This is a genomic window from Pseudomonas sp. XP1, assembly GCF_053557675.1.
In genome coordinates, this window is the sequence record NZ_JBNRIJ010000001.1 from 50112 (window position 1) to 77063 (window position 26952).

The 26952-nt window shown below is 63.2% G+C and carries 22 protein-coding genes; 12 read left to right on the forward strand and 10 right to left on the reverse strand.

The annotated features are described in order from the left end of the window. Positions 1-61 precede the first annotated feature (61 nt). From ACK1U9_RS00185 to ACK1U9_RS00210, 6 genes are all read right to left on the reverse strand, one after another. Positions 62-967, reverse strand: coding sequence for a MurR/RpiR family transcriptional regulator (locus tag ACK1U9_RS00185; RefSeq protein ID WP_046613995.1), 906 nt, complete (start codon positions 965-967; stop codon positions 62-64). Between the two features lie 79 nt (positions 968-1046). Continuing rightward, a complete protein-coding gene (locus ACK1U9_RS00190; RefSeq protein ID WP_196173440.1) occupies positions 1047-1811 on the reverse strand; it encodes an ABC transporter ATP-binding protein in 765 nt (254 codons plus the stop codon). 19 nt (positions 1812-1830) lie between these two features. Continuing rightward, the gene (locus tag ACK1U9_RS00195) at positions 1831-2943 is read right to left on the reverse strand and encodes a succinylglutamate desuccinylase/aspartoacylase family protein (RefSeq protein ID WP_135002158.1); all 1113 of its coding nucleotides are present in this window, start codon (positions 2941-2943) and stop codon (positions 1831-1833) included. Between the two features lie 9 nt (positions 2944-2952). Continuing rightward, on the reverse strand, positions 2953-3651 hold the full coding sequence (locus ACK1U9_RS00200; protein WP_449109590.1) for an ABC transporter permease: 699 nt from the start codon (positions 3649-3651) through the stop codon (positions 2953-2955). Between the two features lie 13 nt (positions 3652-3664). Then, a complete protein-coding gene (locus ACK1U9_RS00205; protein WP_085601335.1) occupies positions 3665-4354 on the reverse strand; it encodes an ABC transporter permease in 690 nt (229 codons plus the stop codon). Positions 4355-4378: 24 nt separating this feature from the next. Next, positions 4379-5155, reverse strand: coding sequence for an ABC transporter substrate-binding protein (locus tag ACK1U9_RS00210; RefSeq protein WP_046613990.1), 777 nt, complete (start codon positions 5153-5155; stop codon positions 4379-4381). Positions 5156-5439: 284 nt separating this feature from the next. Here ACK1U9_RS00210 and ACK1U9_RS00215 point away from each other — a divergent pair, with 284 nt between their 5' ends. Further along, on the forward strand, positions 5440-5925 hold the full coding sequence (locus ACK1U9_RS00215) for an isochorismatase family protein (protein WP_108480587.1): 486 nt from the start codon (positions 5440-5442) through the stop codon (positions 5923-5925). Between the two features lie 184 nt (positions 5926-6109). Here ACK1U9_RS00215 and catA read toward each other — a convergent pair whose 3' ends face one another. Both catA and ACK1U9_RS00225 read right to left on the reverse strand, forming a co-directional pair. Next, positions 6110-7009 (reverse strand): catechol 1,2-dioxygenase, encoded by a 900-nt coding sequence (gene catA / locus ACK1U9_RS00220; RefSeq protein WP_085601337.1) that lies wholly within the window; start codon positions 7007-7009, stop codon positions 6110-6112. 165 nt (positions 7010-7174) lie between these two features. Then, entirely contained in the window at positions 7175-8878 is a 1704-nt protein-coding gene (locus ACK1U9_RS00225; protein WP_085601338.1) for a sigma-54-dependent Fis family transcriptional regulator, read from the reverse strand. A gap of 373 nt (positions 8879-9251) precedes the next feature. Between ACK1U9_RS00225 and ACK1U9_RS00230 the strand changes: the two genes are divergently transcribed. The 7 genes from ACK1U9_RS00230 (at position 9252) to ACK1U9_RS00260 (ending at position 14846) form a co-directional block, all read left to right on the forward strand. Continuing rightward, positions 9252-9509, forward strand: a complete 258-nt coding sequence (locus tag ACK1U9_RS00230) for a phenol hydroxylase subunit (RefSeq protein WP_063913725.1) — start codon at positions 9252-9254, stop codon at positions 9507-9509. Between the two features lie 55 nt (positions 9510-9564). Beyond that, positions 9565-10560 carry an aromatic/alkene monooxygenase hydroxylase subunit beta gene (locus ACK1U9_RS00235; protein ID WP_108480585.1) on the forward strand — a complete coding sequence of 332 codons (996 nt, stop codon included), beginning with the start codon at positions 9565-9567 and terminating at the stop codon, positions 10558-10560. Next, positions 10557-10826 (forward strand): MmoB/DmpM family protein, encoded by a 270-nt coding sequence (locus tag ACK1U9_RS00240; protein WP_019097310.1) that lies wholly within the window; start codon positions 10557-10559, stop codon positions 10824-10826. Before ACK1U9_RS00235 ends, ACK1U9_RS00240 begins: the two co-directional genes overlap by 4 nt. A 30-nt stretch (positions 10827-10856) precedes the next feature. Next, on the forward strand, positions 10857-12371 hold the full coding sequence (locus tag ACK1U9_RS00245) for an aromatic/alkene/methane monooxygenase hydroxylase/oxygenase subunit alpha (RefSeq protein ID WP_063913723.1): 1515 nt from the start codon (positions 10857-10859) through the stop codon (positions 12369-12371). A 65-nt stretch (positions 12372-12436) separates the two neighbouring features. Continuing rightward, positions 12437-12796 (forward strand): phenol hydroxylase subunit P4, encoded by a 360-nt coding sequence (locus ACK1U9_RS00250; RefSeq protein ID WP_108480584.1) that lies wholly within the window; start codon positions 12437-12439, stop codon positions 12794-12796. Positions 12797-12807: 11 nt separating this feature from the next. Next, a complete protein-coding gene (locus ACK1U9_RS00255) occupies positions 12808-13869 on the forward strand; it encodes an NADH:ubiquinone reductase (Na(+)-transporting) subunit F (protein ID WP_108480583.1) in 1062 nt (353 codons plus the stop codon). A gap of 77 nt (positions 13870-13946) precedes the next feature. Then, positions 13947-14846: a SphA family protein gene (locus ACK1U9_RS00260; RefSeq protein WP_085601343.1), complete on the forward strand. Its 900-nt coding sequence runs from the start codon at positions 13947-13949 to the stop codon at positions 14844-14846. Positions 14847-15020: 174 nt separating this feature from the next. On the opposite strand, the gene ACK1U9_RS00265 is transcribed toward ACK1U9_RS00260, so the two are convergent. Continuing rightward, positions 15021-15719, reverse strand: coding sequence for a pirin family protein (locus ACK1U9_RS00265; RefSeq protein ID WP_013972071.1), 699 nt, complete (start codon positions 15717-15719; stop codon positions 15021-15023). A 175-nt stretch (positions 15720-15894) separates the two neighbouring features. On the opposite strand from ACK1U9_RS00265, the gene ACK1U9_RS00270 reads away from it, so the two are divergent. After that, the gene (locus ACK1U9_RS00270; protein ID WP_196173436.1) at positions 15895-18411 is read left to right on the forward strand and encodes a UvrD-helicase domain-containing protein; all 2517 of its coding nucleotides are present in this window, start codon (positions 15895-15897) and stop codon (positions 18409-18411) included. A gap of 7 nt (positions 18412-18418) precedes the next feature. On the opposite strand, the gene ACK1U9_RS00275 is transcribed toward ACK1U9_RS00270, so the two are convergent. Beyond that, positions 18419-23284 carry an NEL-type E3 ubiquitin ligase domain-containing protein gene (locus ACK1U9_RS00275; protein ID WP_449109591.1) on the reverse strand — a complete coding sequence of 1622 codons (4866 nt, stop codon included), beginning with the start codon at positions 23282-23284 and terminating at the stop codon, positions 18419-18421. Positions 23285-23538: 254 nt separating this feature from the next. Between ACK1U9_RS00275 and ACK1U9_RS00280 the strand changes: the two genes are divergently transcribed. From ACK1U9_RS00280 to ACK1U9_RS00290, 3 genes are all read left to right on the forward strand, one after another. Continuing rightward, positions 23539-24465: an alpha/beta fold hydrolase gene (locus ACK1U9_RS00280; protein WP_046613985.1), complete on the forward strand. Its 927-nt coding sequence runs from the start codon at positions 23539-23541 to the stop codon at positions 24463-24465. 77 nt (positions 24466-24542) lie between these two features. Further along, complete coding sequence (locus ACK1U9_RS00285; RefSeq protein WP_046613984.1) at positions 24543-24968, forward strand: VOC family protein; 426 nt, start codon at positions 24543-24545, stop codon at positions 24966-24968. Positions 24969-25233: 265 nt separating this feature from the next. Then, the gene (locus ACK1U9_RS00290) at positions 25234-26910 is read left to right on the forward strand and encodes an MFS transporter (RefSeq protein WP_046613983.1); all 1677 of its coding nucleotides are present in this window, start codon (positions 25234-25236) and stop codon (positions 26908-26910) included. Positions 26911-26952 lie beyond the last annotated feature (42 nt).

A 26952-nucleotide genomic window follows, 5' to 3' on the forward strand; every position in this document is an offset into this window, starting at 1 on the left:
GGCCGTGTCAGGAAGTTGGCAAGCACTGCAATTGCCCAGCCGGCCTCCGATCATGCAGTGACTACTTTCTTGAAGCCTTGCCGCTGGGCACATGCAGATAGGACATCACGCTTTCTGTCAATTCTGTCGCCAGCTTCACCGCTTCCTTGTTGCGCGCCATGGCGCCGGCTACCAGCCCTTCTATCAGTGCCAGCACGGCAATGTTGGAGCTGGTAAGCACCGGATGATCGGCGGGCGCGAACAACACATGGTGAGCGATGGCTGTAAGGGGGGAAGCGGGCGAATCGGTAATCGCCAGCACCGTGGCATTGCGCTCGCGGGCAAAGCGCGACAGCTGGAGGGTGTCCTGGGAGTAGCGGGGCAGGGTAATCGCCAGCAGCACGTCCTGCTCGGTGATGGCAGCCAGACGGTAGGCGGCATTCTCGTTGCCACCCTCCATGCTGATGGCACATGTGTCCTTACAGAACGGTACCAGCGTCGAGGCCGCGAGGCCGGCCATGTAGACACTGTTGCCGAAACCCAGCACGTAGACTTTGCGTGCCGCGATCAGGTTGCTGACGAAGGCTTCGAACGCATCGGCCTGGTTGTTGCTGGCGGCAGTGGCCAGGTTGCTGCTGGCGCTCTGGATCTGCTCATGCAGCCCAAAGTCGCCACCGGGCCGCTGGGCCAGCTCATTGCGCAGTTTGTCCACGGGCGAGACCATTTGCTGCAAGGTCGTCACCAGCTCGGCTTTCATGCCGCTGTAGCCGCCCAGTTGCAGGGCCTTGGCCAGGCGATTGACGGCCGCTGGCGAAGTGCCCGTGGCTTGGGCCATGTCTTCGATCGTCAGGGTCGCTGCCTTCAGCGGGTGACGCAGGATGTAATCGGCAACCTTGCGCAGCGAAGGCGGCAGGTCGGTCAGGCTCTCCGACAACTTGCGCATGACTGGCGAGGCGTACACGGTGGTGTTTTTCGAATTGCTCGGCATGCGGCTCAACACTCCCTGAATGAGTGCCGTAGTGTATCCCAAGGCTTCCCCGGCAGCAGCCGGGGGCGCTTGTCGAGGCTTACTTGAGGCTGCCAGCAAGGAATTGCTGCAAGCGTTCGGACTGCGGACGAACGAGTACCTCGCGCGGATCGCCACGCTCCAGGGCCAGCCCCTGATGCAGGAACATGACCTGGTTGGAGACCTCGCGAGCGAAGCCCATTTCATGGGTGACCACCACCATGGTCCGGCCCTCCTGGGCCAGCTCCTGCATGACCTTCAGCACCTCGCCGACCAGTTCCGGGTCGAGCGCCGAGGTCGGTTCATCGAACAGCATCACCTCCGGCTCCATGGCCAGGGCCCGGGCGATCGCCACGCGCTGCTGTTCGCCACCGGACATGTGTGCAGGGTAGGTGTCACTGCGATGGCTGACGCCGACCTTGTGCAGGTAGTACTCGGCTTTGTCACGGGCGTCCTTGCGGCTCATGCCCAGCACATGCACCGGGGCTTCCATGACGTTCTCCAGGGCGCTCATGTGTGACCAGAGATTGAAATGCTGAAAGACCATGCTCAGCCGCGAGCGCAGGCGCTGCAGTTGGCTCGGGTCAGCTGCCCGCAGCCCGGCGCGTGGGCAGGTGCGCAACTTCAGGCGTTCGCCATTGACCATGATCTGCCCGGCATTGGGTTGCTCGAGCAGATTGATACAGCGCAGGAAGGTGCTTTTGCCCGAGCCGCTGGAGCCGATGATGCTGATCACGTCGCCTGCCTTGGCCTGCAGCGAAACGCCCTTGAGTACCTGGTGGTTGCCGTAGCTTTTGTGCAGGTCCTGAATTTCCAGTTTGTTCATCGATGGGTACTCGTTGGTATCAGTCGCTGAGCAAGCGACCATGGCGAATGGGCAGGCTGCCAGCGACTTTCGCCAGCCAGAGGCCCGGTTGGGCGAAGCGAAGGCGTTCGCGGGCATAGAGAATGCCGTCGGTTGTGGCCCTGACTACGCTGTGGCGGTCACTGAGCGGGTCGATGACTTCGAACAGTGGGTCCCCGGTTCTAACCTGGGCACCCAGAGGTTGCAGATAGCTGACTACGCCGGGGTGTTCGGCATAGGCGTACTGGGCGCCGGCAAACGGCGTGGCCTGGCAGCAATGGGTCGGTGCCTCCGGCCATGGGCCGCTGACCAAGCCCTGGTCGGCCAGGTAGGCAAGAATGTGCTCTGCGTCGGCTTGGCAACGTTCTCGCTCGGTATCGGCCATGCCGCGCAGCTCGATGGTGGTGGCGATACAGGCCAACGGGATGTTTGCCTGCGTAAAATGCTCGGCCAGCTTCACCCATGGCAGCGCACAGGCTTCGTCGAACGCATTGCCGCCAGCATCCTCGGCCAGCAATGCAGCTTCAGCACCCAGGCGTGCCGCCAGCGAGCGCAAGCGGGGCCAGTTTTGCGGCAGTGCATACAGCAGCATCACCGATTCGAAATCACAGTGCAGGTCCAGCACCACATCGGCGTCGCACGCATGCTGCAGAAGCAGGCGACGAAGGCCTTCGAGCTCCGATGGCGCAGCAGGCAGGTCGTGGAGGATGTCGAGCATGGTGCGGCGAATGATGGCCACGTTGGCCTCGCCATCCTTGCCTAGGTGGCCCTCCAGGCGCCTGATAAGCGCTTCGGTCAGTGCCGGAAAATCGCGGTTGAAGTTCTTGCCGCTGCTGAACTCGAAACGGCCTTGATGGGTGGCCTGCAACATCTGGCCGATACCGATCGGGTTGGCCAGTGGCACCAGTTCTATCACGCCCGTGAGTCGGCCCTGGGCTTCCAGCTCGGTCAGACGGGCCTTCAATGCCACCGCCACGCGCATGCCGGGCAGTTCGTCAGCGTGCAGAGAGGCCTGAATATACGCTTTGCGCGGGCCGTTGCCGAAGCGGAAGAGGCGCAGAGTGCGCTGGGTACCGCAGGCACTCCAGGGCAGGATATGGTCGATTTGCTGCATGGATGCTCCTCAGTGCTTGCGTGGGGCCAGGTGCGTCAGCCAGCGGCGCTCGGCCAGCTTGAAGAGGCGAACCAGCAGGAACGTCAGGGCCAGGTAGATCAGCCCCGCAGTAATGAATGCCTCGAACGGAAGGTAGTAACGAGCGTTGAAGGTTTTTGCCGCGCCTGTGATATCGACCAGGGTGACGATCGAAGCCAGGCTGGTTGTCTGTAGCATCATCAGCACTTCGTTGCTGTACTGCGGCAGCGATCGACGCAGGGCCGACGGCAGCAGGATGCGCCGGTACAAGGCCAGGCGCGACATGCCCATGGCACGTGCGGCTTCAACTTCGCCGTGCGGCGTGGCCCGCAGGCTGCCGGCCAGCAACTCGGCGCTGTAGGCGCTGGTGTTGAGGGCGAACGCCAGGCAGGTGCAGAAGGTTGCGCTGGACAGGTACGGCCAGAGCGGGCTCTGACGCACAAGTTCGAACTGAGCCAGGCCGTAATACACCAGAAACAACTGCACCAGCATCGGTGTGCCACGAATGACATAGGTGTAGAGCCAGGCCGGGTAGCGCAGCAGGCAGGAGTGCGAAACGCGCATCAGTGCCAGTGGGATAGCCAGTGCCAGGCCGCAGGCCAGGGAAATCAGCAGCACCTTCAGGGTCAGCGCAATGCCGTTCAGGTACAGCGGCAGGTTCTGCCAGATAAGTGGGTAGTCAAGCATCATGCAAACCTTCCCTTCATAGGTCGGCGGCTTTGAAACCGAACGAATAACGCTTTTCCACGCTGCGCAGCAGGACCAGCGACAGGCTGGTCAGCAGCAGGTAGAGCCCAGCCACGGTGAGGAAGAACGTGAACGGTTCATGGGTGGCATCGGCTGCGTTCTTGGCCTTGAACATCATGTCCTGCAGGCCGATCACGGAAATCAGCGCAGTCGACTTGATCAATACCAGCCAGTTGTTGGTGAAACCCGGCAGGGCCAGGCGCACCAGCTGCGGCACGCTGATCCGCCAGAACACCTGGAGGCTGCCCATGCCAAAAGCGGCCCCCGCTTCGGCCTGGCCCTTGGGAATGGCGAGAAACGCCCCGCGAAAGGTCTCCGAAAGATAGGCACCGAAAATGAAACCCATGGTGCAGACTCCGGCGATGAACGGGTTGATGTCGATGTACTGCTCGTAGCCCAGTGCCAGCGCAAGACGGTTGATCAGGTCCTGTCCGCCGTAGAACACCAGCAGAATCAGGACCAGGTCAGGAATACCGCGCACTGCCGTGGTGTAGATCTCGCCCAGGGCTGCCAACCATCGCAGTGGTGACAGCCGGCAGGCGGCGCCGACCAGGCCGAGGCTGATGGCCAGGGCCATCGCCATCAGGGCCAGGCTGATGCTTAAACACGCGCCATCGAGAATGCTCGATCCGTAGCCGTGAAGCATGATGAAAGTCCTCGTCAGCCGGGGTCATTGGCCGTAGATATCGAACGGGAAGTACTTGCTCTGCACTTGCTGGTAGGTCCCGTTGGCGCGAATGGCCGCAATGGCGGCGTTGAAGCGCGCCAGGTTGGCGCTGTCCCCCTTGCGCACGGCAATTCCCGCACCCCGACCGAAGTAGCGGGGGTCGTTTATATCCGGACCGACAAGCGCAAAACCTTGGCCGGCGGGCGTCTTGATGAAGCTCTCTTCGGTATTGACGATGTCGGCGAGGGTGGCATCCAGCCGCCCCGCGGCCAGGTCGAGGAAAGCTTCGTTCTGCGAGGCGTAGCGCACGACCTCGACACCTGCACTCTCCAGCTGCTCGGTAGCGAAGCGGTCATAGGTGGAGGCGCGCTGCACGCCGAGTTTCTTGCCCTTGAGGTCCTGCATCGGGTCGCTGATCTGGCTGCCGGACTTCATCGCGAACTTGCCCGGGGTGTGGTAGTACTTGTCGGTAAAGTCGACGGACTTGAGCCGGTCTTCAGTAATCGACATTGACGACAGCACGGCATCAATCTTGCGCACCTTCAACGACGGGATCATCCCGTCGAACTCCTGGATCACCCACTGACACTTGACTTGCATCTGCGCGCACAGGGCGTTGCCGATGTCGTAGTCAAAGCCGGCGAGTTCGCCTTCGGGGGTGCGGTAGGAGAAGGGCGGATACGCCACTTCGATCCCGATGCGCAGGCTGCCTTCGTCAGCCTGGGAAAGTGCGCTGCAGGCACAGAGTGCCAATGCGCCTAGAAGTCCGGTCTTGTTCATATTCTTGACTCCGGTGGATAGGGCGGTACCAGCCTGGGCCCATTGTGGGGCTCGGTTCGGCAGGAAGAAAAATGACACGTTTAATTTCACAAATCAATATTAATGAAAATATATGTGTCAGTTCGGTGGCTGCCGGTCATCCGGCGTGCGCGGAGGTGGGTGAGAAGATGGCTGCTTCGTGAGGCGTGGGGTTGGCCAGGCGTATCGTGTCCTGGCTCGCTGGGCGACCACGGCACTTGCATCACGCTATACTCCGCGCCTTTTGCCAGCACCGGAATCCGCCCATGCGCCAGATTTTGCTCATCGTCGATGTCCAGTCCACCTTCAGCCCGCCCGAGTGGCTGGTCGATGGCCTGCGCCGGTTGTCGGCGAACATCCCCACCATTGCCTCGGTCGAGTTGCACGATGAACAGGTCACGCCGTTCGAGCGCCAGCTCGGCTGGCACCCGGCGGCGGAGGACGAGAGCCTGGTCGAAGCCGACCAGGTGTTCGTCAAGCATGGCTACGGGCAGAGTGCAGAGGCCATCGAGTACATTCGGCAACTGGGCGTGGAGAGAGTGCTGGTATGTGGGCTGCAGACCGAAACCTGCGTGCTGGCCGCGGGTTTTGCCCTGTTCGACGCGGGGCTGATGCCCACCCTGGTCACGGACATGACAGTAGGATCTTCGCTGGACAGGTCGGGCAAGCTGGGCATCGACCTTTGGAAGCATCACTTCCGCCAGGTCACCACCTCGGCCGAGGTGTTCGCTGAACTGGCCGCACGAGGCTAGTGCATGTCGTCATCATGCGGGGTAGCTTTAGCCGCGAAGAATCCAACGCGGAGCATGGCACCGGCTGCGCCGGTGTTCGCGGCTGAAGCCGCTCCCACAGAGTCCCTGCCAATTCAATGAGTCGTGTGCAGTTCTGCGGGAGCGGCCTTTGTCGCGAAAGGGCTGCATGGCAGCCCCGGCAATCTCAAGCTGTTTGCATGGCCCGCGGCCGCTGGCTGCGTTGCTCGTCATCCGCATGCGCTGCCGGCTGCAGACAGAAGTCGAACACCACCCGCGCCACGCCGCCCTCGAGCCGTTCCACCTCGCCCACCAACCCGTCGCGGGTAGCATGGGCAAAGTCATCCCACAGGTACGCGTCACCCGCCAGGTTGATCTGTGTGGTCAGGTGCCGGTACCCCGGTGCACTGATGAAGAAGTGGATATGCGCAGGGCGCTGGCCATGCCGGCCCAACTGGTCCAGGCAGGCCTGGGTCGGGCCATCGGCCGGGCAGCCGTAGCCGCTCGGGACGATGCTGTAGGCGCGGTAGCGGCCTTGGGCGTCGGTGACAATGCGGCGGCGCAGGTTGTAGGCCGACTGGCCGGAATCGAAGTAGGAATAAAGGCCTTGGGTATTGGCGTGCCACACGTCGACGATAGCCCCGGCCAGCGGCTGGCCGGCCAGGTCCAGCACCTGGCCTTCAAGCAGCATCGGCTGGCCTGGGTCACGGCCGTCGTCCAGCCGCGCCTCGCCTTCGCACAGCGGCGCACCGGCCACGTACAGCGGACCTTCGATGGTGCGCGGGGTGCCGCCGGTATGCCCAGCCTGGCTGTCGCGGGCATCGCTGAGCAGGTCGAGGAAGTGCTCCAGGCCAAGGCCGGCCATCAGCAGTCCGGCTTCGTTGCGGCTGCCCAAGCGGTTGAGGTAGTCGACAGCGGTCCAGAATTCGTCGTCGCTGATCGCCAGGTCCTCGATCAGCTTCGCGCTGTCCTGCAGTATGCGCAGCACGATCTGCTTCAGGCGTGGGTTGCCCTGGTCGTTGCCAACGCCTGCCGCTTTCGCGAAGAAGGCTTGTACTTCGGGGGAATGGGAAATCGCTACTGTCATGGTTGCCTCACCGGTCGTTGTTGTTTTGCGGTGCAAGGCTCGAGGCAAATGCGATGCCATATTCATAACTGTTTGATATAAAAAGAATTTTTATTTTTCACTTACCGGGTGCCGGCGCGCGCTCGATCATATGATCAATTCGCACCAGCACCATTGCGCAAATGCTCAAGGCTTGTCGGTCACGCTTTCGCCTGGGGCTTTCTTCAGCCGATAGGCCAGGGCCGGGCGGGTCATGCCGAGCAGGCGCGCGGCTTCCGAGACGTTCTGCCGGCAGCGCTGCATGGCTTCCTGCATCAGCGCTTCCTCGACGGCATCCAGGCTGGTGCCGCTGTCGAGGATCTGTGCCACCCAGCCGGGCGCGGCCTGGTCACTGGCCGCCACCAGCCGACCATCGCTGGCCAGGCCGATGCTGTCGGCGGCCGGTGGCGCATGCGGGAACAGTGCATCCAGGCCGATGCTCTGGTTTTCGTCGGTGATGATCACGCCGCGTTCCATGAGGTTTTCCAGCTCGCGGATGTTGCCCGGCCAGTCGTACTGCAGGCACACCTCCAAGGCCCGGTCGCTGAGGCCACGGGTTTTCTTGCCGTAGCTCTGGTGCAGGCGGCCGAGGAAGTGCTCAATCAGCAGCGGGATGTCTTCGCGGCGCTCGCGCAGCGCCGGGACATGCACCGGGAACACGTTCAGGCGGTAGAACAGGTCGGCGCGAAAACGCCCGTCCTTGACCGCCTGTTCGAGGTTTTCGTGGGTGGCGGCGATCACCCGTACATCCACCGGCCGCGTGCGGCTGTCACCCACCCGTTCCAACTCGCCCTCCTGCAGTACGCGCAACAGGCTGGCCTGCGCGCGCGGCGTGAGCTCGACGATTTCATCGAGGAACAGGGTGCCGCCGTTGGCCCGCTCGAAGCGGCCCATGCGCGCCTGCTGGGCGCCGGTGTAGGCACCTTTCTCGACGCCGAACAGCTCGGCCTCGATCAGGTCGGGCGGGATGGTCGCGCAGTTCAGCGCCACGAACGCCGCGCCGGCGCGCTCGCTGCGCAGGTGCAGGCTGCGGGCGATCACCTCCTTGCCGACCCCGGTTTCGCCCAGCAGCAGCACCGAGGCCTTGCCCGGGGCCACCTTGTCGGTCAGTGCGCAGCAGCGCCGGTACACCGCCGACTGGCCGATACCGTAGAACTGTCCCGACTCGTACTGCAGACGCTGGCGCAGGTTGGCCACCTGCACCTGCAGCGATTGCAGCTCGTCGATCACCGGGTCGCTCTGGAAGTAGCGCAGGAAAGTCTCGGCATCTTCCCACTGTTCCACCGGCTTGCCGATGATGCGGCATTCGCTGCCACCGCAGCCGCGGCAGCTGACTTCCTTGTAAAGCACCTGGCGACCGAGGAAGAACGAGCTGTAGCTGATCGCGTAACCCAGCAGCATCCAGCACACCGGCTGCTCGGAATGCAGGCCTTCGGACTGGCAGTTTTCCACCTCGAAGGAGTCCTGCCACTCGATGTCGGCGTAGAAGTGGCCGCTGTCCATGTCGATTTCCAGCTGTAGCGGGCGCACCTTGACCATGCCCTTGAGCGAGTGCAGCTGGGGGCCGATGAAGAACATCTCCACCGGGTTGCCGTTGGGGCGCAGCTTGCGCGCCAGTTCGGCGTCCTTCAAGCCCGACTGGTAGCCCAGGCGCAGGAAGAAGCCCTTGGCCCGTTCCACACCGAGCATTTCGATCAGCTCGCGGCGCATGCTGGCCATGGTCGCGGCCTGTACCAGCAACATTCGCTGCTCGTCCAGCCAGATCTTGCCTTCGGTGCCGAGGAACCGCACCCGCTCGGTAAGGTCCTTCAGCGCCGGTGCAGGCTCCGGCGCCCTGTACTGGGTAATCATTCGCTTGCGCCCCTTGCTTGTAGTTGTATGGGGAGGTGGCGTGCGCCCCGCTCAGGCAAGGCGGGTACTGGGCGCGCCGGGACGACCGCGGCGCTGCAGGCAAGGCTCGGGTCGCTCTTTTACTAAACCGCCTGAAAGCGGCGCAAAAGTCAATCGCCGGTCTTGTTCGCCATTTGCTCGAAGCGCCCTGGCCCGATTGAGCAAATGATCAATCGAGCCGGCTGTGGCGCGTCGGCCGCACAGGCGGTGGTCAACCCATCCATGATTAAAAGATTATTAAAAACAATTGGTTATGTCTTGGCTTTGAGGCTTTTCAAGCGCCTGGCACAGCCGTTGCTCTAGTCCTTGGCACGTCCAACCGGAGCACCTGCGCATGACCCCAGCCACCACACCCTTCGAGCAGATGCCGCGTTACGTCCGCGTACGCAGCGAGCCGGACTCCACCTTTGTCGAGTTCGACTTTGCCATCGGTTACCCGGACCTGTTCGTCGAACTGGTCCTGCCGCGTACTGCCTTCGCCAGCTTCTGCGCCAGCAACCGGGTCCGCCACATGGACGCTGCGATGGCCGCCGCCGTCGATGCCGACATGCAGAAGTGGCGCTATGGCGAAAGCCGCGACGAGGACGAATGAAGCGCCGTTTGTCGGCACGTTGCATCCCCACAACAACAAGTACAGGACGCCTTGCATGAGTATCGAGATCAAGACGGCCACGGTCGAGCCGATCCGCCAGACCTTCAGCCATACCCGCCGCCGTTTCGGCGACAAGCCGGCCAGCCGCTACCAGGAAGCCAGTTTCGACATCGAAGCGGCCACCAACTTCCACTACCGCCCGCTGTGGCAGCCCGACAAGCTGCTCAACGACCCCAGCCGCACCGCGCTGCAGATGGCCGACTGGTACGCCGTCAGCGACCCGCGCCAGTACTACTACGGCACGTACGTGCAGGCCCGGGCGCGCATGCAGGAAAACGCCGAGCACAGCTTTGCCTTCTGTGAAAAGCGCGAGCTGCTGGCCAGCCTGCCGGCGGCAACCCGTGCCCTGGTCGCACGCCTGCTGCTGCCGCTGCGCCACGCCGAACTGGGCGCCAACATGAACAACAGCGGCATCGCCGCCGACGCCTTCGGCACCAGCGTCACCCAGATGCACATGTTCCAGGCCATGGACCGCCTGGCCATCGCCCAGTACCTGTCGCGCATCGGCCTGCTGCTGGAGGACGATGGCCTGGCACTGCTGGCCGAGGCCAAGCAGCGCTGGCTGGACGATCCGGCCTGGCAAGGGGTGCGGCGCTATGTCGAGGACAGTCTGGTGATACGCGACTGGTTCGAGCTGAGCCTGGCGCAGAACCTGGTCAGCGACGGCCTGGTGTACCCGTTGCTGTTCGAATACTTCGATGCGCAGCTGGTGGCCGCCGGGGCAGGGCAGCTGGGCATGCTCACCGAATTCATGCGCCTGTGGTTCGCCGAGAGCCAGCGCTGGGTAGATGCGCTGGTCAAGACCGCGGTCGCCGAGAGCCCGCACAACCGCCAGCTGATCGAAGGTTGGGTCAGCCAATGGCGCGGACGAGCCGTGCAAGCGCTGCTGCCGCTGGCCGAGGCCGGCCCCGGCCGTGATGCGCTGGATGCCTGCGACAGCGCCTTTGGCGCACGCCTGAAAAAGCTCGGCCTCAGTGGAGACGCCGCATGACTTCCCTCGTCTACATCGCCTTCCAGGACAACGACAGCGCCCGCTACATCGTCGAGGCCATCACCCAGGACAACCCCCACGCCCAGGTGCAGCACCAGCCGGCGATGATCCGCGTACAGGCCGAAGGGCGCCTGGAAATCCACCGTGCCACGGTGGAAGAAAAAATCGGCCGTGAATGGGACGTGCAGGAAATGCTGATCGACGTGATCACCTTGGGTGGCAACGTCGAGGAAGACGAAGACTGCTTCGCCTTGCACTGGAACTGATCCGCACACGACAAGAACCCGGAGACCACCATGGCCGCCAAGCGCCTCAACCAGAAAGACAAGTACCGCTGCCTGACCCGAGACCTGGGCTGGGAGCCGAGCTACCAGAGCAAGGACGCCATCTACCCCTACGAGCGGTTCGAAGGTATCAAGATCACCGACTGGGACAAGTGGGAAGACCCGTTCCGCCTGACCATGGACGCCTACTGGAAATACCAGGCCGAGAAAGAGAAGAAGCTGTACGCCATCTTCGATGCCTTTGCCCAGAACAACGGCCACCAGAACATCTCCGACGCCCGTTACGTCAATGCCCTGAAGTTGTTCCTGAGCGGTGTCACTCCCCTGGAGTACCAGGCCTACCAAGGCTTTGCCCGGGTTGGCCGGCACTTTGGCGGCGCCGGTGCGCGGGTGGCCTGCCAGATGCAGGCCATCGACGAACTGCGCCACGTGCAGACCCAGGTGCACGCCATGAGCCACTACAACAAGCACTTCAACGGCCTGCATGACTTTGCCCACATGCACGACCGGGTGTGGTTCCTGTCGGTGCCCAAGTCGTTCTTCGAGGATGCGCGCACGGCTGGGCCGTTCGAGTTCCTCACTGCCATTTCGTTCTCGTTCGAGTACGTGCTGACCAACCTGCTGTTCGTGCCGTTCATGTCGGGCGCGGCTTTCAATGGCGACATGGCCACGGTCACCTTTGGCTTCTCGGCGCAGTCCGACGAGGCCAGGCACATGACCCTGGGCCTGGAGGTGATCAAGTTCCTGCTGGAACAGCACGAGGACAACGTGCCCATCGTGCAGCGCTGGATCGACAAGTGGTTCTGGCGTGGCTATCGGTTGCTGACCCTGGTCGGGATGATGATGGACTACATGCTGCCGAACAAGGTGATGTCCTGGGCCGAAGCCTGGGAGGTGTACTTCGAGCAGGCCGGCGGCGCGCTGTTCAAGGACCTGGAACGCTACGGCATTCGCCCGCCGAAGTATGTAGAGCAGACCACCATCGGCAAGGAACACATCAGCCACCAGGCCTGGTCGATCTTCTACCAGTACAGCCAGGCCACCAACTTTCACACCTGGATCCCCACCGACGAGGAACTGGACTGGCTGTCGGCCAAGTACCCGGACACCTTCGACCGCTACTACCGGCCACGCTACGAGCACTGGCGCGAACTGCAAGCGCGCGGCGAGCGCTTCTACAACCCGACGCTGCCGATGCTGTGCCAGGTGTGCCAGATTCCGCTGGCCTTTACCGAGCCGGATGCGCCCACGCAGCTGAGCCACCGCAGCCTGGTGCATGAAGGCGAGCGTTACCACTTCTGCTCCGATGGCTGCTGCGACATCTTCGCCTTCGAACCGGAAAAGTACGTGCAGGCCTGGCTGCCGGTGCACCAGATCCTGCAGGGCAACTGCGGTGGCGGTGATGTCGAGGCAGTGGTGCGCGACTACTACAACATCGCCCCCGGGCAGGACAACTTCGAGTATCAGGGCTCACCCGAACAGCAGCGCTGGCAGGCCGTGCAGGGCACCGAGCGCCAGGCCGGCTGAGCCACTGAAGCGCCAGGGCGCCGTTGCTGCGCCCTGGTTCCGACAAGAACAAGAGGAACATTGCCATGCCCGTGACCGCCATCGGCACCTACACTGCCCAACCCCTGGACCGCCAGGCCAACTTCCACGGCGCCCAGCTGGTGTACCTGTGCTGGGAAAACCACTTGCTGTTCTGCGCACCCTTCACCCTGCCGGTGGACCCGGCGCAACCCTTCGCCGCCTTCATCGAGCAGGTAGTCAAGCCGGCCATTGCCCTGCACCCGGATGCCGCCCGGGTCGACTTTACCGTGGCGCGCTGGCGCCTGGACGAGCAGCCGTTCAGCCCTGACCTGGCCTGTGGCCTGGCCGCCAACGGTATCGCCCACAAAAGCCTGCTGCACCTGCATACCCCTGGCCTCGAAGGCCTGGGCGGCAGCCATAACTGAGGAATGCTGCCATGAGCTACCAAGTCACCATCGAACCAACCGGCGAACAGATTGAAGTGGAGGAGGGCCAGACTATCCTCGAGGCCGCCCTGCGCCAAGGCGTGTGGCTGCCGTTTGCCTGCGGCCACGGCACCTGTGCCACCTGCAAGTGTCAGGTGCTCGAAGGCGAAGTCGACCTGGGGGGGGCCTCGTCATTTGCGCTGATGGACATGGAGCGCGACGAGGGCAAGGTGCTGGCCTGTTGTGCCATCCCGCAGAGCGACCTGGTGATTGAAGCCGACATCGATGTCGACCCGGACTTCGCCGGCCTGCCGGTGCAGGACTACCGCGCCGTGGTCACCCGACTTGTGGAATTGTCGCCGACCATCCGCGGTGTTCACCTCAAGCTCGACCGGCCGATGGCCTTCCAGGCCGGGCAGTACGTGAACCTGCTACTGCCGGGCATTGAAGGCACCCGGGCGTTCTCCCTGGCCAACCCGCCGCAGCAGGCCGACGAGTTGGAGCTGCATGTGCGCCTGGTGGAAGGCGGCGTGGCTACCGGGCACATCCACCGGCAGCTCAAGGTGGGCGACGCACTGGAGCTGTCCGGCCCTTACGGGCAGTTCTTCGTGCGCAGCTCGCAGCCGGGGGACCTGATTTTCATCGCTGGTGGTTCGGGGCTGTCCAGCCCGCAGTCGATGATCCTCGACCTGCTGGCGCGTGGCGACACCCGGCGCATCACCCTGTTCCAGGGCGCCCGCACCCGTGCCGAGCTGTACAACCGCGAGCTGTTCGAGGCGCTGGCTACCCGGCATGCCAATTTCAGCTACGTGCCGGCCCTCAGCCAGGCCGCCGAGGACGTGCAGTGGCAAGGTGTGCGCGGCTACGTGCACGACGCGGCCAGGCAGCATTTCGAGGGCCGTTTCAACGGCCACAAGGCCTACCTTTGCGGCCCGCCACCGATGATCGATGCGGCCATCACTTGCCTGATGCAGGGGCGCCTGTTCGAGCGCGACATCTTCATGGAGCGCTTCTACAGCGCCGCAGACGGTGCCGCCGACGGCCAGCGTTCGGCCCTGTTCAAGCGCATCTGAACCCTGTGCTGCCCGGCTCCCTGACCTGCGGGGGGCCTGCGTGCACCCGACCGATAACAACAACAAAGGTTGACCCGATGAACCCGACCCTAGCGAACCTGCTTCGCCTTGCCGTGTGCGCCTCGTTGTTTGGCGCTGCCAACCTGTCCCATGCCACCGAAGGGGGCGGCACCTCGTACCCGCTGGGTGCCGAAAACTACATGTCCGGCGCCATGCCGCCGCCGGGCTTCTATGGCCAGCTGTTCGTCAACCATTACGAAGCCGACAACCTGCGTGGCAACGACGGGCGCAAGCTGCCGGTGGACTTTCGCGTGCGCGCCAACGCCATCGTGCCGCGGCTGATCTGGGTGAGTGACTACACGGTGCTGGGCGCCAGCCTGGCGCTGCATGCGATCGTGCCGCTGGTGGACGTCAAGGTGTCGCTCAATGGTCAGTCGCAGCGCAACAGCGGCCTGGGCGACGTGATCTTCGGCCCGGCGCTGGGCTTTCACCACAGCGACAAGTTCCACAGCATCCTGGCTTTCGACATGATTGCCCCCACCGGCCGCTACGACAAGAATGACCTGGCCAATCCCGGGCGTAACTACTGGGTGTTCGAGCCGGTGTATGCGATGAGCTATGTCGACCCGGCCGGGCTCAATCTGGATGCCAAGGTGATGTACGACTTCAATCGCCGCAACCCGGCCACCGATTACCGCTCGGGCCAGGAATTTCATGTGGACTATGCCGTGGGTTGGGGGCTTGGGAATGGTTGGGTGCTGGGGGTAGGGGGGTATTACTACCGGCAGACGACAGACGACAATCAGGATGGCGAGCGCATCGACGACAACAAAGGGCGCAGCTTTGCCGTTGGCCCGTCAATCAAGTACAGCGGCAAGGATGGCTGGTTCGTGACGGCGAAATGGTCGAAGGAAACCGGAGTGCGCAACCGCGCACAGGGTGATGCCTACTGGTTGAAGCTGACCTTGCCCTTCTGAAAAGGGGCTGCTGTGCAGCCCATCGCCGCGGTTCGTGCCACGGCAAGCCAGCCCCCACAGGGACCATACAGGCCTTACATCAATTTTCAGGCCTGCATGGTTCCTGTGTTAGCTGGCTTGCCGGCGATGAGGCCAGCACAGGCAATACAAGGCAGCCTGAACTGGCCCGATCCATCAGGCCACATCCACCAGTACGATCTCGCTGTCCTCGATGGCGGTAACCCGCAGCACCTCCTCCTGCTCGATCGCCACGCCATCGCGCGCCTTGGCACGCAGCCCGTTGACCTCCACCAGCCCCTTGGCTGGCACCAGGTAACCCCGGCGAGCGGTATCGAAGCGGTACTCGGCAGTTTCACCGGCCCGCAGGGTGGCAGCCACCAACCGCGCATCGGTGCGGATCTGCAGGCTGTCCTCATCGCCCGCACGGCCGCTGGCCAGGGTTACGAAGCCTTCGCCACGCTCACCTTTGGGGAACGGCCGGGTACCCCATTGCGGTGCTTCGCCGGTGCGCTCCGGCACGATCCAGATCTGGAAAATACGCGTGTCGACGTCTTCCAGGTTGTACTCGCTATGCACGATGCCAGTGCCGGCGCTCATCACCTGCACGTCACCGGCTTCGGTACGGCCTTTGTTTCCCAGGCTGTCCTGGTGGCTGATCGCGCCTTCACGCACATAGGTGATGATTTCCATGTCGCGGTGCGGGTGCGGCGGGAAGCCGCTGCCGGCGGCGATCAGGTCGTCGTTCCACACCCGCAGGTTGCCCCAGTGCATGCGCGCCGGGTCGTAGTACTCGGCAAACGAGAAATGATGGTGGGCATCGAGCCAGCCGTGGTTGGCGTGGCCGAGGCTTTCGAACGGTCGCAGTTGCAGCATGGTCGTGCTCCTTGAATCAGTGGAATGAGGCCATGATGCGTCAAAGAAGCATCGAAAATAAGCGTAAATATCGGCTTAAAATAATCAGTAAAATAGATTTGTTGCCATGGCGTGTTTTATCCGTTTCATCGCCTAATCCACTGATTTGCATGCATTCGCTGGCGATTTTTTGTCGATGCGGCGAACATGCCCGCTGTTTTTGTTTTTCAACGGAGTGACCGTGGCCCACGAGCAACCCCAGGCCCCCGCCGACCTTGCCCCTCCTGCCCAGCTGCCCTGGTTTCGCCGCCTGGCGGCCCGCCTGCTGGGGCGTGGTCTGACCCGCTTGCAGGCCCAGCACCGCGACTCCTGGTTCCTCGGCCATGTCAGCGGCCAGCGCAGTGGCCATGCCGATGGCGTGCGTGAAGGGTACGAACGCGGGCGGGTGGAAGGTTACGAGGCCGGGCGCCAGGTTTTGGTGATCCGCGATACCCGGCCCGACACCGCCGCGGTGCCGGGCCGGGATGACAACCTGTTCGATGACTGGCGCCTGCCGCTGACTGCCGAGCTGAAAAAGCGCTTCAAGGCCGATGTCGCCCAGCGCCTGCCCGCCGAGGCGCAACCCAGTGCCGCGCAATGGAAGCTGATTTTCAGCGACACGCCATCCACCTGCGTGGTGGCAGGGGCCGGGGCGGGCAAGTCCACCTCGCTGGTGCTGCGCATCCTGCTGTTGCGCCACTACCTGGGCTACGAGCTGGATGCGATGACCGTGGTCACCTTCACCCGCGAGTCGCGCAAGGACTTCATCAAGCGCCTGCTGCAAGTGTTCGCCCTGTGGCAGATCAACCTGCAACCGCTGCAGGCCCGCGAGCTGGTGCGCACGTTCCATTCGCGCATCCTGCCGCTGGTGCGCAGCCTGCCGGGCTTTGGCCAGGTGCGCGCCTTCGAAACGCTGGGCAACGAGATGCCGGCCGGGCGTGAGGCCGAGGCCGAGAGCAACCCGTTCGACCTGCGCCTGAACGATGCCCAGCGCCAGCAGTTGAACCAGTGCTATAGCACTCTGCTGGGCGAGAGCCCGCGTTTTGCCGAGCTGGTCGGCCTGTTGCGCAGCGAAGCCCTGCAGCTGAAGCCGCTGGACCCGAACAATCCCGAAGTGCAGAAGCGCGCCCAGGTAACACAACTGGCTGCCCAGCGCGACGAAGAACTGTGTGACGTGATCGAAGACCTGTGGTTCGCCGCCGGCGCCTGGCCGATCAAGGGCATCGAACCCTGCCGCGAGACCATCCAGATCCGTGGCAGCCGCTTCCATGTACATGGCCGCCTGGCCGGCCAGGGGCCTTTGCTCGTGCTCGGCTTCGACCCGGCGGAAAGCGCGCAGTATCAGCGCCCCGGTGCCAAGCTGACAGTGCGCGCCGAGTGGGCGGTCAAGCGCACCCTGTTGCAGGCCTTCTGCGACCAGCCGCTGATCTGGCTCGACAACTACGCCATGGCCCGGCGCCTGGCGGCTTCGCTGGCCGGTGATGCCGTGGCCGGCCCCGGTTTCGAATACAAGGTCAAGGGCGAGCTGGCCCCGGCGCCGCTGCTCGATGCCTTTGTCGGTGCGGCGAATTTCATCGAGAACCTCGGCCTGGAAGTGAATACTGCCGTGGCGGCGATGAGTTTCCCGTCCGGCGACAGCGATGCACTGTTCTTCGAGGCCCTGGCTCTGTACTGGAAGGCCCTCGAGGCGCACCTGCTGGACCAGTCGCCGCCAGTGATGAGCTACAACCGCATGTTCGCCTTGTTCGGCGAGAACAACCCGGAAAACCTGCAGCTGCTGCCCGACCCGTTGCTGCGGCCGCTGGCGCACCTGATGATCGACGAGTTCCAGGATGTGTCACCGCAGATTGTCAGCTGGCTGCGTGCCAGCCTCGCCGAGATCCGTCGTCGCGGGCCGGCGATGCACACCGGGCGCCATGCCCAGCACTCGTCACTGCTGTGCGTGGGCGATGACTGGCAGTCGATTTACGGCTGGCGTGGCAGTTCGCCCAAATACTTCATGGAGTTCACCAAGGCCTTCCCGTCGCCGGCCAACACCCGTGTGATGCTGGTCGACAACTACCGTTGCCAGCAGCAGGTTATCGACGCGGCCGAACACTTGGTCAAGGGCACCCCGGCGATTGCCGGAAAGAAAGCTCGGGCCAGCGGCCCGGCGGCCGAGCTGCCAGGTTCGCCGGTCAAGGTGTTCGACCGAGACGAAGCTGCCCTGGGGGAAACGCTGCTCGAGCACTACCAGCGTGGCGAGACAGTGATGATGCTGTACCGCAAGGGCAGCGACAGGGCGCTGATGAACGAGCACCTGCAAGGCGTGCTGCACGCCGAGGCGGCGTTGCCGACCGAGCAGCGCCGGCTGCGCCAGTTGACCTACCACAGTGCCAAGGGCTTGCAGGCCGATGCAGTGTTCATGCTGGGCGACTGCCAGTACCTGACCAGTTCGCCCTACAAGAACCAGGTGTATCGCCAGGCCGGGCTGGGCAAGGCCGGTGATGCCCAGCCGTTCGATACCGCACAGAAAGAAGAGGTGCAGCGCCTGGCCTATGTGGCGGTAACCCGCGCGGTCAGGCACTGCTATTGGCATGTGGAGGCGGCCAACGCAGAGGCGGCGGCAGCGCCGCGTGCGTCGAGCCAGGTGGATGGGCGGCAGGCCTTCTTCGAAGACCTGCGGGGTCATTGATCAGCGTTCAGGCATCGAGGATGTCCGCTTGCCGGGTAAGGCTCAGCAGTAGCCCGGCTTCCACCTCCTGCTGTGCCTGGGTCAGGGCGTTCGTAGCCTTGACATAGGCTTCCTCATTGAGGGGAACCCGACGTAGCGTGCCGTTTTCGTCCAGCGCAGAGGTAGGCATTTGCGGGGCCAATGCACCTATGATCGCGTTGTCCAGGTGAGTGATCGGCTCCTGGCTTTCATCCAGGCAATAAAAGAGGTAATCGAGGCCTGGGCGCCAGAAGTCGGTAATGGCTTCGAACTGGCTGGCATACTGGCGCTTGAGAAAGTCAACCCAGACTGGCTGTTCGCTTATCCACTGCTGTCGGGCAGCGGTGTCGGCATCGAGTTCGACCACGGCATCGCGCACGTTGTCGATGATTTGCTGGTTGATCCTTGCGGCATCGCGATAGAGCATGTCGCTGCTGGGTTCGGGGAAGTCGAGGTCCTCGCTCAAGGACTGGCGCAATGCCAGGCGCACTTCTATATCGTCGACCAGGCCTGTGGCCAGGTCCGCATCGGGGAACGCCGCCGCGACATCCAGCACGTGACGGTCCGGTAACTGACCGGCATGGTCCTGCAGCGCCCGCTTGCGCAAACTGCGTTGCAGGCTGATGCGATCGGCCAGTTCGTTGACTTTCCCGCGACGGTACAGCTTGCGGTAAAGGTCGAGCAGCGGCTTGGCCGTGTCGTGTGCCCACCCAGACACCTGATTGGCCAGCAACTCCACTTCCAGGGCGCTGAACGCTTCGGCGCCGGCATCACCACAAGTTGGCGGGAAGGTTTGCGCCACCTCGTTCAAACGCTCGCGCAGCGCCGTGTCCCCATGGGCGTGCTCCAACAGCTCCCATACTCGCGCACGCAGGCCCTCCGGATCCCTTTGCGCTTCTCGCGATTGGGTCAGGCGCTCCAACACCGCTTGCAGGTCGCCATTGTCGTTCTGATCGAACAGGTCGGACCACAGTTGCTCCTGATGGTCGGTCGCGGAATCGCGCCAGAACCCTTGCCATTCCGGCCGTTCCGGCGTGTGCTCGAAGATATTGACGCCGCTGGCTCGTAGACGTCTGGCCGATTCGGCTTCCAGATCGTTGTAGTTGAACAGCCAGCGGCGCTCGGGCAAACGGGCGGCAACGTCCCGCGCATAGGGGCTGCGCAGGATGCTTGCCAGGTCCGGAACATGGTGAATGCGGTTGAATGAGAGGTCCAGGTAGCGCAACTGGTACTGTGTCTGGTTCATCAGGGTGGTCAGGCCAGTGGGAAATGCCTGCAGATCAGCGTTGGACAGGTTCAGGCGCTGCAGCCGCGCCATGTAGCGCACATCAGGCGCATGCTGCAGCGGGTTGAAGTCCAGGTCCAGTTGCTGCGGATGGATCATGTCCTGGAAGCGCATGGCGAGGTTTTCATCGAGCGTGATGCGATTGTGCCCCAGCTTGAGGACATCCAGTGGACGGCTGCAGAGGAACGTCAATGACGCTTGATCCAGTGTCAGCTGGTTGTACCGCAGGTTCAGCTGGCGCAGGTCTGGCATCGCTGCCAGCACTCGCTGTGCGGTGGGTGAGAGGGCAGCAAGGGTGTTGTTGGTCAGGTCCAGGGAGCGCAGCCTGGGTACCGCTTCGAGTGCCTGGAACAGCGCTTGCGCGTTGATTCCCCGGTTGTTGGTCACTTCCAGCACTTGCAGGTTGGGGAAGCGTGACAGGAACGCCCTGTCCAGTCGTTGCAGTTGCAATTCGTTCAGCTTGAGCTCACGGATGTGAGGCAGGCTGGCAGTGATCGCTGGCAACTCACGTAACCTCATTCGCTCCAGAACGAGCGTGCCCAGGTTGCCGGGGCTCTCTCGCCGCCAGGCATCCTTGAGGCGCTCGGCGCATCGTTGTCGCTCGAAGCGCTCGCTGATGTCGGGTGGGGTCAGGTACCAGGTCTCCAGATAGCGTTTCAGATCTTGCCACTCTGCCTGCAGTTGCCGTACTGCCGCGCCCAGGTCACCGGTCTGGCTCAGTTCGATCCGCAGGGTTCTGATCTGGTTGTTGTTCAGTGAGGGAAACAATGACTTGAGTCGGCGTGTCGCGGCGCTTTCGTCAAGAGGGCCTGGGCCCCGTCCACTGAGCGGGTAACCGAATCGCCCATGTGCCAGGCGCATGGGCGAGCGAAAGCGTGGCTTGATTGGTTGCTGGCCAAGCAGCACGGCGCAGCCCGAGCGGTCGGCGAGTGCGCTGGCGAACAGTTCGGCGTCATTCGCCTGCGGCTGTTCGGTTACCAATGCGTCACGCAGCAGTTGGCTGTCGGCATTGGCCAGGGCTGGTCGGTACAGGCCGGTCAGGGCACGATCGAGGCGGGCGCGGGCTTGCAGGTAGCGGGCTTCTTCAGCCACGCGCAAGGGCACGCGCCCACTCTTCAGGCGTTCGCGTTCGGCACTGTCGGTATGCGCGACCAGCTCTTCAAGGGCATTGTCGGGCAAACCGGGGAATTGGCGGCCCAAAGTCTGTGCTTCGTCGCCAAGCGGTACTCGATGGCTTTCCAGCATGCTCGCGTAGACTTCGCGACGACGCGCTTTCAGGTGGTTGGCCAGTAGCTCGTTCAGGGCGCCCGGGCGCTGCTCTGCTGGTGTATCGGGTAGCAGTTGCTGTATGGCATCTTCGTCCATCTGCGCCAGGACAATCTGGCTCAGTCCGCCTTCGTCAAGTTCTGTGCGGCCGATCTCGATCTGCAGCGTGTCGGCTTTTGGCTGCGCACCGAAGTAGACTGCGTCCCCCCATTTTTCGGCACCGGTGAAGACTTTCAGCCTGTAGTTCGCGGGCCAGCCAGGCAGCTGTACCAGTTCCGGCAGCGCGAAGTTCATATGTGCAGCCAAAGGCTGGCCATGGCGTACCTTGGTGATGATGCCATCCATGTCGTCAGCCAGTCGCAGGCGCAGCAAGGTATCGGCCAGCAGAGCCGGCGGCCGCGAGCCGGTGACCTGGCTGCGACGCAAGGTGTCTGCGTCGACTTCGGTAATGCGCAAGGCGGCAAGTTGCTCCGATGCCTCCAGCCCCTGGGCGAACTGGCCCAGCCCTTCGAGCAGCTGCGATTCGTCCCATTCGAGCGGGTTGTCGTGGGCCAGCTGCCAGCGCTGGTCGCCGAGGTAGTGCAAGGCCGGAGTGTAGGCATCCGGGGCGTTCGGGTGGCGCACATGCCACTGACCGTCGGTTTCGAACACCTCATACAGGGTGCCTTGAAGCCAAACATGGGTTTTGCCATCGATGACGTAGAGCCCTTGGGCGTTTTTCTGCACACTCACCGGCAACGAGCTCGAAGTGCTGTAGGGACCCATGTCAGGGTGCCAAAGCCTTTCGCGGCCATCTTTCCAGACGCTTTCCAGCGCATCGACGAACCCTGATGCCTTGAGCGCCTTGCTGCCGACGGCGAAACCGGCAATCACGGCGGCATTGACGGCAAGTGACTCGAGTTGTTGCAGCGCTTCCTGGGTATCGCCTTCTTCCCAGGCTTCGAACCCGGTGAACACCGAATCCATGAGGTCGTAGGCAAATACCCCAAGCATCGCGGCATCCAGCCCAGGCACGAAGAAGGCGGCCACGTTCAGTATGTTCATGCCTGCGTCCAGCCAGTGCTGCAGGCGCTCCTTGCGTGCCTTGGCGTCGGCAGCGGCGGTCGGTACCGCAATCGTTCTGGCAGTCGCCTTTACGCGGCGCTTGTGGTCCCTGTAAAGCACCTGCCAGACAGGAAGGGCCAGGCGCGTTCGTTTGAAGTGCAGCTCAGGTTTGGGTTTGCGTGTGGAGGCGTCGTGCTTGAACAGGGCATTTTCGAGCTTGCGGCTGAGCTCGTCCTGGTTGTCCTGGTCAGCGAAGCTGATCAAGTGCTGGCGAAACGTGGTTTGCACCAGACGTTGACGCATGAATGAGCCGGCCTTTTGCAAAGAAGCAAACTCCCTCACCGGGTGTTCGGTATCGTGGGGAATGTAGAGCATGCACGGATTGATCTGGTCGGCTTCATCAGGGCCTGTCAGCAGTACGCCATGAAGCGGGATGCCGAACAGGCTGAAGCGCCAGCAGTGAAGCTTGTGTTCGCCGTAACGCGGCGTGCTTTCGTTGTCGCATAGCTGTACCAAGGCATCGCGACCTTTGAGCGTTACCAGGTTCTTGAGGTAAGCGATCATTGTCTCGGTTTTCAGCGCCTGCTGGCTTGCATCGATCCACTGCTGTTCGATCGCGGCCTTTCTCGGGCCTTCATAAATGCTCTGCAAGTGGTCTTGATACTGCTGGCCCAGGTCCAGGCTGCGGCAAAGGCTGACGAACGCTTCGGGCTCGAGCCCGGGAAGCGAGGCGTCGTTGTCCGGGCCAAGGGTCAGGGTGTCGAACGGGCCCACTTCGTCGGGCCCTTCGAAATTGTGCAGTGCGGCCTCCAGCAGCGAGCGCTTCTGTGGCGGCCCTTCGGGGCGCTTGATGTATGTATCGTCACCGCCGAGCGAAAAATCGAGGCCGGGGGCATTTTCCAGCTTGGTGTACACCTTGAACGGCTGGTGCAGGTATCGGGCCTTGTCCGCGTTGATATCGGGGCCCAACCGGCTCTCGAGCAAAGGCTTGCAGAATTCGCTGATCTGCCTGAAGTCCTCGAGCAAGATTCGCAGCGATTTGAACGCGGCATCGCGGGCGCTGATCAGCTGCCGCACATGCGCCTGGTCTTCGTCGCTGGCAGCAGCGTACCAGGCGTAAGGCGAGCCGTTTTCGTCGAGGTAGTCCTTGCGCACGCTCTGGACGACGCGGCGGGTATGGTCGGGGTGCATCGTTCGGCACCAGGTAGGCAGGTTACGGACAATCTGGGCCTGATGGAAAGGCACGGGTGTGCTGGTCATGCTGAATACTCCGTGGTCAATGGAGGCGCCAGTCGACAGGTTTCGCCTCGGCATGCGGTGGTATTTAGTTGGATGCACAGGTCGGTCCTGTGCACGAGAGCGTCGGTAGCGGAGCAGCGCGGGCAGGGTCGTTGGGAGATGGTGGAGCAAGGCATGGGGTAGGCATGTCGTGTGGATGATGCCGGCGTATGGGGTATGGGCCGATGTCATGTGATGCCTGGCCATGGGCCGGCGTTCTATCAGGGAGAACTACGATGCATTCGCTGTGCAGTCCCAAGGATCACCTGCTGGACCTCGACGGTATTGAAATAGCGGTACGGACCTGGGGGGCGGAGGATGGCATCCCGGTGCTGGCCCTGCATGGCTGGCTGGACAACGCCGCCTCGTTCGAGCGCCTGGCACCGATGCTGGACGGCTGCTTCGTGGTGGCCCCCGACCTGGTCGGCCACGGCCGCTCGGACCACCGCCGCCACGACAGTGGCTACTACCTGTGGGAACATGCCCAGGACATGCTGGCGGTGACCGACAGCCTGGGCCTGGCGCAATTCCATGTACTGGCCCATGGCATGGGCACCGGGGTGGCGTCGCTGCTGGCAGCGATGACCAGCGGTATTGCCAGCATGACCTTCCTCGACGGCATGGGCGCACCGTTCACGGTGGCCGAGGATGACCGCGTGCAGCACCTGGCCCGGGCCTACCGGCTCAAGCGCATGGTACAGCGCAGCCAGCTGCAGGGTTTTGCCGAGCCGGACGTCGACCGTTTCGAGGACCTGGACACGGCGTTGGAACAACGCCGCGAGCGCCTGGACACCGAGCTGTCGGAAGAGGCGGCACGGCTGTTGGCAATGCGTGACCTGCTGCAGCTGGGCGAGGGCTATTGCTGGCGCCACGACCCACGGCTGGTGCTGCCCGAACCCATGCCGCTGACCGAGCGCGAAGCCTGCGATTTGCTCAGGCAGATCCGTTGCCCGTTGTACCTGCTGTTCGGCCGCCAGGGGGCATTCACCGGTGAAGCCTTTACCCGCCGCCAGGCGGCGTTGCCCATCCAGGCGAAGATCTCCTGGCATCCGGGCGGGCACCACTTCCACCTGGATGCGCCGGACCGGGCGCTGGTCGACCAACTGCTGCGCATCCTGGCTCGCCATGAAGGGGGCGTGCTGCAACGGTTGGTAAACGAGTAACTGCATATGGCCATGCCATGCGCGCGTGGGCTATGGTGGTGAGCCTCAGGAATCCACCGGCCACAAGGAGCCTTGGCATGCGACCATTCGCCATCAAGCATATCGACCATCTCGTCCTGCGGGTCAGCGACCTGGAGCGCAGCGTCGCCTTCTACACCGAACTGCTCGGCTGCACGGTCAGCCGCGTGCGCGAAGACCTGGGCATGGTCCACCTGGCCACGGGCACGGCGATGATCGACCTGGTAACCCTAGACGGCCCCCTGGGGCAGCCTGGTGGGGCGGCGCCTGGGGCCGAGGGGCGCAATCTGCACCATTTCTGCCTGCGCATCGAGCCGTTCGACGAGGCGGCACTTACGGCCTACCTGCAAGCCGCGGGAGTTGAAGTAGAACCTGCCGAAAAGCGCTATGGCGCCGAGGGTGAGGGGCTGTCGCTGTACTGCTACGACCCCGATGGCAACCAGGTCGAGCTGAAAGGGCCGGTACCGGCAACCAAGGCCCCATGAGTAACCTGCACACCCTCGAGCACTGGGTCGATACCGCACAAGGCAAGCTGTGGCTCTCTCCAGGCTGGCGCGGTCCTGCAGGGGCCGTGTAAGCCAAGTGGATATCCCGCCAAAGCCTATTATGCTTCAGTTACCTTGCTGCGATCCGAGGCGGCCTGCCTCGTCGTGCTTCGCATATCCAAAGCAAGCCCCCAGGGCCTGGGTGCGATGGTGTAAATGACATGAGGTGCTCCCGGCCTGAATGACGACAAGACGGAGGCACCCCATGGCGGTTCTCGACAGCACATCCACGGGCAGCGCGCCCCAACGCGGTATCACCCGGGAGGAGCGCAAGGTCATTTTCGCCTCGTCCCTGGGCACGGTATTCGAATGGTACGACTTCTACCTGTACGGCTCCCTGGCGGCGATCATCGCCAAGCACTTCTTTGCCGGGGTCAATGAAACCACCTCATTCATCTTCGCCTTGCTGGCCTTTGCCGCCGGCTTTGCCGTACGGCCATTCGGCGCCATCGTGTTCGGCCGCCTGGGTGACATGATCGGGCGCAAGTACACCTTCCTCATCACCATCGTCATCATGGGCCTGTCCACCGCTGTGGTGGGCCTGCTACCCAGCTATGCCACGATCGGCGTGGCCGCGCCGATCATCCTCATCAGCCTGCGCCTGCTGCAGGGCCTGGCATTGGGTGGCGAATACGGCGGCGCGGCCACCTATGTGGCCGAACATGCACCCAAAGGCCGGCGCGGCTTCTTCACTGCCTGGATCCAGACCACGGCCACCCTGGGGCTGTTCCTCTCGCTGCTGGTGATCATGGCCTGCCGCACGGCGATGGGTAACGAGGTGTTCGAGGCCTGGGGCTGGCGGGTGCCGTTCCTGCTGTCGATATTGCTGCTGGCGATTTCGGTATACATCCGCATGCAGCTCAACGAGTCGCCGGTTTTCATGAAGATGAAGGCCGAGGGCAAGGCGTCCAAGGCGCCACTGACCGAATCGTTCGCCCGCTGGGACAACCTCAAGGTGGTGATCATGTCGCTGCTGGGCGGCACCGCCGGCCAGGCCGTGGTGTGGTACACCGGGCAGTTCTATGCGCTGTTCTTCCTGTTGCAGATGCTCAAGATCGAGCCGCAGACCGCCAACCTGCTGATCGCCGGTTCGCTGCTGATCGGCACGCCGTTCTTCATCTTCTTCGGCAGCCTGTCCGACCGCATCGGCCGCAAGAAAATCATCATGGCCGGTTGCATCATCGCCGCGCTGACCTACTTCCCGATCTTCAAGGCGCTGACCCAGTACGGTAACCCGGACGTGTTCGTCGCCCAGGAGCAGAATCCGGTGGTGGTGATGGCAGACCCTGCCCAGTGCGCGTTCCAGTTCGACCCGGTGGGCAAGGCCAAATTCACAAGCTCGTGCGACATCGCCAAGAGCTTGCTGGCCAAGCGGGCCATCCCCTATACCAACGAAGCGGCCGAACCCGGCAGCGTGGCGCAGATCCGCATTGGTGAACGGGTACTGCCAAGTTTTGATGGCAGCAGCCTGGCGGCAGCGGACTTCAAGGCACAGAGCGACGCCTTTACCGCGACCTTGAGCGGGGCGTTGAAAGAGGCTGGCTACCCGGAAAAGGCCGACCCGGCGAAGATCCACTACCCGATGGTGCTGTTGCTGCTGACCATTCTGGTGATCTACGTGACCATGGTATACGGGCCGATCGCGGCCTGGCTGGTGGAGCTGTTCCCGGCGCGTATCCGCTACACCTCGATGTCGCTGCCTTACCATATCGGCAACGGCTGGTTCGGCGGCTTCCTGCCGACCGTGGCGTTTGCCATGGTGGCGGCGACCGGGGATATCTATTACGGCTTGTGGTACCCGATCGTGATTGCCGTGATGACGGCGGTGCTGGGGATCTTCTTCCTGCCGGAGACCAAGGACCGTGATATCAACCACACTTGAAGTTTGAGGCTGCCTGTAACGGCCTCTTCGCGGGCATGCCCG

Coding starts and splice junctions, on each gene's coding strand:
- ACK1U9_RS00200 (WP_449109590.1), bottom strand. CDS start 3,651: ATGATGCTTGACTACCCACTTATCTGGCAGAACCTGCCGCTGTACCTG.
- ACK1U9_RS00205 (WP_085601335.1), bottom strand. CDS start 4,354: ATGCTTCACGGCTACGGATCGAGCATTCTCGATGGCGCGTGTTTAAGC.
- ACK1U9_RS00250 (WP_108480584.1), top strand. CDS start 12,437: ATGCCCGTGACCGCCATCGGCACCTACACTGCCCAACCCCTGGACCGC.
- ACK1U9_RS00285 (WP_046613984.1), top strand. CDS start 24,543: ATGCGACCATTCGCCATCAAGCATATCGACCATCTCGTCCTGCGGGTC.
- ACK1U9_RS00290 (WP_046613983.1), top strand. CDS start 25,234: ATGGCGGTTCTCGACAGCACATCCACGGGCAGCGCGCCCCAACGCGGT.
- ACK1U9_RS00215 (WP_108480587.1), top strand. CDS start 5,440: ATGCGCCAGATTTTGCTCATCGTCGATGTCCAGTCCACCTTCAGCCCG.
- ACK1U9_RS00225 (WP_085601338.1), bottom strand. CDS start 8,878: ATGATTACCCAGTACAGGGCGCCGGAGCCTGCACCGGCGCTGAAGGAC.
- ACK1U9_RS00265 (WP_013972071.1), bottom strand. CDS start 15,719: ATGCTGCAACTGCGACCGTTCGAAAGCCTCGGCCACGCCAACCACGGC.
- ACK1U9_RS00230 (WP_063913725.1), top strand. CDS start 9,252: ATGACCCCAGCCACCACACCCTTCGAGCAGATGCCGCGTTACGTCCGC.
- ACK1U9_RS00235 (WP_108480585.1), top strand. CDS start 9,565: ATGAGTATCGAGATCAAGACGGCCACGGTCGAGCCGATCCGCCAGACC.
- ACK1U9_RS00280 (WP_046613985.1), top strand. CDS start 23,539: ATGCATTCGCTGTGCAGTCCCAAGGATCACCTGCTGGACCTCGACGGT.
- ACK1U9_RS00255 (WP_108480583.1), top strand. CDS start 12,808: ATGAGCTACCAAGTCACCATCGAACCAACCGGCGAACAGATTGAAGTG.
- ACK1U9_RS00195 (WP_135002158.1), bottom strand. CDS start 2,943: ATGCAGCAAATCGACCATATCCTGCCCTGGAGTGCCTGCGGTACCCAG.
- ACK1U9_RS00270 (WP_196173436.1), top strand. CDS start 15,895: ATGCGGCGAACATGCCCGCTGTTTTTGTTTTTCAACGGAGTGACCGTG.
- ACK1U9_RS00210 (WP_046613990.1), bottom strand. CDS start 5,155: ATGAACAAGACCGGACTTCTAGGCGCATTGGCACTCTGTGCCTGCAGC.
- ACK1U9_RS00275 (WP_449109591.1), bottom strand. CDS start 23,284: ATGACCAGCACACCCGTGCCTTTCCATCAGGCCCAGATTGTCCGTAAC.
- ACK1U9_RS00240 (WP_019097310.1), top strand. CDS start 10,557: ATGACTTCCCTCGTCTACATCGCCTTCCAGGACAACGACAGCGCCCGC.
- ACK1U9_RS00245 (WP_063913723.1), top strand. CDS start 10,857: ATGGCCGCCAAGCGCCTCAACCAGAAAGACAAGTACCGCTGCCTGACC.
- ACK1U9_RS00260 (WP_085601343.1), top strand. CDS start 13,947: ATGAACCCGACCCTAGCGAACCTGCTTCGCCTTGCCGTGTGCGCCTCG.
- catA (WP_085601337.1), bottom strand. CDS start 7,009: ATGACAGTAGCGATTTCCCATTCCCCCGAAGTACAAGCCTTCTTCGCG.
- ACK1U9_RS00190 (WP_196173440.1), bottom strand. CDS start 1,811: ATGAACAAACTGGAAATTCAGGACCTGCACAAAAGCTACGGCAACCAC.
- ACK1U9_RS00185 (WP_046613995.1), bottom strand. CDS start 967: ATGCCGAGCAATTCGAAAAACACCACCGTGTACGCCTCGCCAGTCATG.